Origin of the sequence: Achromobacter sp. UBA5777, from assembly GCF_002418565.1 — a bacterium.
GTDB classification, from domain to species: domain Bacteria; phylum Pseudomonadota; class Gammaproteobacteria; order Burkholderiales; family Burkholderiaceae_B; genus Achromobacter; species Achromobacter animicus.
On record NZ_DIEJ01000289.1, the window covers coordinates 693 to 5,321 of the forward strand.

Annotated in this window: 3 protein-coding genes and 1 pseudogene; all 4 read right to left on the reverse strand. The window is 68.3% G+C overall.

Going from position 1 to position 4,629, the window contains the following annotated elements; translation table 11 throughout:
* Window positions 1–150 (reverse strand): annotated as a pseudogene (locus B3446_RS25145) (iron ABC transporter); the annotation flags it as partial.
* Window positions 151–187: 37 nt separating this feature from the next.
* Complete coding sequence (locus B3446_RS25150; RefSeq protein WP_291386546.1) at window positions 188–1,018, reverse strand: heme/hemin ABC transporter substrate-binding protein; 831 nt, start codon at window positions 1,016–1,018, stop codon at window positions 188–190.
* Window positions 1,019–1,039: 21 nt separating this feature from the next.
* Complete coding sequence (locus B3446_RS25155) at window positions 1,040–2,086, reverse strand: hemin-degrading factor (RefSeq protein ID WP_291386548.1); 1,047 nt, start codon at window positions 2,084–2,086, stop codon at window positions 1,040–1,042.
* An 82-nt stretch (window positions 2,087–2,168) separates the two neighbouring features.
* On the reverse strand, window positions 2,169–4,629 hold a 2,461-nt coding region (locus tag B3446_RS25160), incomplete at its 5' end, for a TonB-dependent receptor (protein WP_291386550.1).

Below are 4,629 nucleotides of genomic sequence, written 5' to 3' on the forward strand. Positions count from 1 at the left end.
CGGCAGCCGGATGTCGATCAGGACGTTGCGCCAGAGCGTATCGCCAGGCGCGGGGTCGCCAAACAGCAGCATGGGCATGTCGCGCAGCGGAATCTGCACCGCGCCGCTGCTGCTGGCGGCCAGCGCCACCAGCGCCAGCACGGCGCCCAGCACTGCCAGCGCCAGCGGCGCGGAGACGCGCTTTGCGCTAGCGCCCCATGACACCGGCCGCCTCCCGCTTGAGTTCGGTCAGCGCCAACGGCAGGCGCGGGCCCATGCCCAAGAGGAGCAGGTCGTCCATGACGATGACGCGCTTGCGCGCGGCGGCGGGCGTGGAAGCCAGGCCCGGCAGCGCCAGCAGCTTGTCCACGCCGCCGGAAGCTTCCAGCGAAGTGCGCGTCACGACGATGACGTCGGGCGCCAGCGCGCTGACCGCTTCGGCCGAGAGCGGCTTGTAGCCCTGCTGGTCCTTGAGCACATTGGCCAACCCCGCCATCGTCATGACTTCGTTGGCCGCCGTGCCGCCGCCCGCGCCTTGCAGCGTGCCGGTGCGGTTCATCACCAGGATGGCGCGCGCGCCGGTGACCGGAATTGCCTCGACCGCCTTCAGGTCGCGGGTGATCTCGGTCACCAGCGCTTCACCCGCCGGGGCCACGTCCAGCGCCTCGGCGATGTTGCGGATGCGCGCTTTCAGCGAATCCACCGACGGCGCGTCCGGCACGGTGACGATGCGCACGCCGACGTCGCCCAGCCGCTTGAGCGCGTCCGGCGGACCGGCCTGCTCGGAGGCCAGCACCAGATCCGGCTTGAGCGCCAGCACGCCTTCCACCGGCACCGCACGGTAATAGCCGACGCGCGGCAGCTTGGTCGCGGCCTCCGGGTACAGGCTGGAGAGATCGTCTCCCACCAGCTTGCCGCCCTGCCCGAGCTGATACACGATCTCGGTCACGGTGCCGCCCAAGGTCACCACCCGTTCGGGCGGTGCCGCCTGCGCGCCTGCCGCCAACAACCAGGCCGCCACTGCCAACCATTTCTTCATCGCTCTCGTTTCCTTATGCGCTCAAGCGGCCAGCGGCGCGCTGCAAAGGCTGACCATCAGGTCGCGCCATTGCGGGATTTCCCGCTGGCCGGGTTTGCGTTCACCGAAGAACTGCACGATCAGGTCGCCCGTGCTGGCGTACACCTCCAGCGAGGTGACCCAGCCGTCGGTCGTCGGCTTGTTGACCACCCAGGCCGACGCGATGGCCGTGGTGTCCAGGTGCAGGTTGAACTTGGGATCCAGCACGTTGAACCACGGGCCCGTGCGGCGCAGCGACTGCACCGGACCGGAGTGGATCTGGATCATGCCGCGGTTGCCCACGAAGCACATGATGCGCAGGCCCGATTCGGCCGCCGATTGCAGCATGCGCTCCACGGCGTCGGCAGGCACCGGCTGCGCCAGGTCTTCGCCGGCCGCCGTCAGCGCCGCCAGGCGCGACACCTTGAACTTGCGCAGCAGCGGGAAGAACTCGTGCGTGTCCTTCATGCCCAGCCACGCTTCGCGCCAGGCGGACGCGTCCTCGACCTGCTCGGCGTCGGCGAACGGCGCGTAGGCTTGGGCTACGGGCCATTGCGACTCGCCCGCGAAGCGCGCGACCAGCGCGTCCCACGCGGCGGCGTCCGTGCCGTCGGTGCGGTAGACCTTGTGCACCGCCACGCCCGCGCCGTCGAAGAACTGCAGGCTCTGGCGGCCGTCCTGCTCGACTGCCCAGGCCGACTTCCATGCAGTGAAGAACACGCGCAGGTCGATGTCCGGTCCCAGCACCAGACCTACCGGACCGTCGGCCTGGATGTCCTCATACACGCCATGACGCTCGTGCACACACCAGTCGTTGCGCGTCAGCGCCATCACTTCGCTTAGCGTGCCCAGTTCGCGGAAGATCTCTTGCGGCGTGCCATGCAGCGCCGTCGCCTTCACGCCGCCACAGCCCGCAGCCACCCACTCGGCCTCGGACACGCCCAACGCTTGGGCCAGATTGCGGGCGCGCAGCCCGGGTTGCGACGCCGCCAGCGCCTCATTGCGGGCACGCAGTTCTTCAGCGCGGGTCGAGAAATCGGTATTCGTCATCGTAGGCCCTCCGGCCGGTGCAAAAAAACACTGCAGAAAACCGCCGCCGGTCCGGTCAGCGCCGAATGGCGGCGGACCGAACTCAATATTGATAAGTCAGTGAGACGCGCACGCTGCGTCCCGGTTCCGTGTACCAATCCACCGCACGCGGGATCGCGGTGGCGCCCGCGGTCGGCACGTTGATGGCCTCCCAGTACTTCTTGTCGAACAGGTTGAACACGCCCGCCTGCACCTGCAAGCCCTTCACCGCGGCCGGACGCCAGTAGCCCATCAGGTCCACCACGCCATACCCCGGCGCCTTGAAGTCGGGATTGGGCGCGTCGGGCGACGCATCGGGATACTCGACCTTGTTGCGCTGCATGGCTGTGGTGAGCATGGCGTCCACGCCCCACACGTCGCGGCCATACCCGACGCCAAGTATCGCCTTGAGCGGCGCGACGGAGTTCAGGTACTGCCCCGTGCCCTCGTCCTTGCCCACCGCCCAAGCCAGCGAGCCCCACGTGCGCCAACCCGGCGCAAACTTCCAGTGCGCGCTGGCCTCGGCGCCGTAGATGCGGACCTTGGCGCGGTTGACGTTGCCGGTCACGCCCAGCGGATACTGCCCCGCCCAACCCGGCTGCCACTGCGGCGAATTGGGATTCAGCGGCACATCGCCATCGATAAAGTTCTGATAACGATTATCAAAGAACGATACCGCACCGCCGAGGTCGTCGGTACCGAGCTTGGCGCCCAGTTCCCAGCCCTTGCTGGTTTCGGGTTTCAGGTACGGATTGCCCACGCGCAGATAGGTGCCGGGGCCGCCGTAGTTGGTGTAGAGCTGCGTGGCGCTGGGCGCTTTGAAGCCGTAGGCGTACTGCGCATAGAGGCTGAGCTGCTCGGCCGCCCGCCACGTACCCAGCAGCTTGGGCGAGAAGCGGCTGCCGCTGTTGCTGGGCGGCAGCGCGGCCGCGTTGGGATTGCTTTCATAGCCGGCGGTGGACTGCGGCCGTTGCTCGTAGTGGTCGTAGCGCAAGGCCGGCGCCAGCGTGTATTTGCCATCGGCAAAGCTGAACTCGTCCTGCACCCACAGCGCCCATTGATTGCCCTTGGACTGCGGCACGTCGGCCTGGTTGGTGTGCAGCATGTCGCACGCGCGCGGGCCGAACGGCGCGAGCGTGCCGGGTCGGATCACCGGGCAGTTGTCGTAGCCGCTGGAATTCTGCTCGGTCTTGTTGCCGTACCACTCGCCGCCGAACGACCACAGCTGGGATACCGACGCGCCCGCGATGCGCTTGGTGAACTCCGTGCTGGCCCCGAAGAGCGTCTGCTGGATCGAATTGCTGCGGCCGTAGGGACCGTTGGGAAAGCCGTAGCGGAACGGATCGCCCGGCCTGATGAACGCGCGCGCATCGACGCCGCGGATGCCGTCCAGCGAGTTGTCCAGTCGCACGCGCTGCCAATACACAACGGCGTGTGCGGTGTCGACCAGGCTGCCCGAGTCCGGCGCCGTGTACGTGTAGTCGAACGACACGCGCTCGCGCTCGGTTTCCTTGCGGGTGCTGTTTTCGCCGATGAGATAGCTGGTGCCGGGGCCCTGCTCCCACTTGTTGTCGATGTCGGCATTGCGCTTGAAGTATTCGCCCGTCAGGCCGAACAGATGCGCGCCGTCCACGCGCTGCTGCAGCTTCATGAGGAAGCTGCGCTGGTCGTAGTCTTCGGGGCTGGGCTTGCTGCGGCTGGCGCCGTAGCCGCCGACGTCGCCGCGGTTATCCAGTTCGTGGCCGTTGCGCACGCCGGCCTGCACCAGCCAGAACGTATTGCTGTGGATCTGGCCGGCCAGCGCGGCGTTGGCGCCCCAGCTGTTGTCGGCGGAGTCGTAATCGGTCTTGGCCAGCGCGCCAAAGGTCTTGCCGCCGCCCAGCAGATCCGCCGGATTCAGGGTGTGCAGGTCGGCAATGCCCGAAATCGCGCCCGAGCCGCCGCCCGTGGCGTCCGCGCCGCGCACGATGTCCAGGCGCGACAGGCTGTTGAAATCCACCGCTTCCAGGCCGCCCTTCACGCCGCGCGCGCCGTCGTCCAGCCACGGCAGGCGGATGCCGTCCACCCGCGTCAGCACACGGTCCTGATCCAGGCCGCGGATGTTGATGCTGTTGGTCGTGCGATTGAAGTTCACGCCCGGTTCGGCGCGCCGGCTCAGGTCGGTCCAGTTGCGGATCTGCAGATCGTCCAGGCGGCGGCGATCGGTGCTGGTTTCCCACGCGGGCGTGACGACGGCCGCTTCGCCGTCGATCTGCACCGGCGCAAGCTGCGTCACGCTGCCCTGCGGCAACGCCTGCAGCACGAAGACGCCCGCGCTGCGTTCCTGCACGCCCAGCCCGCTGCCCGCCAGAAGACGCGCGAACCCTTCATGCACGGAGTACGCCCCCTGCAGTCCGGCGGTGCGGCGCTGGCCCACCAGCGCCGCATCGAACAGCACCGTCACGCCGGCGCTGTCCGCAAAACGCGGCAGCGCGTCCGCCAGCGATCCCGCCGGGATGCTGTAGCCGCGCGCCCCGGCCTGCGTC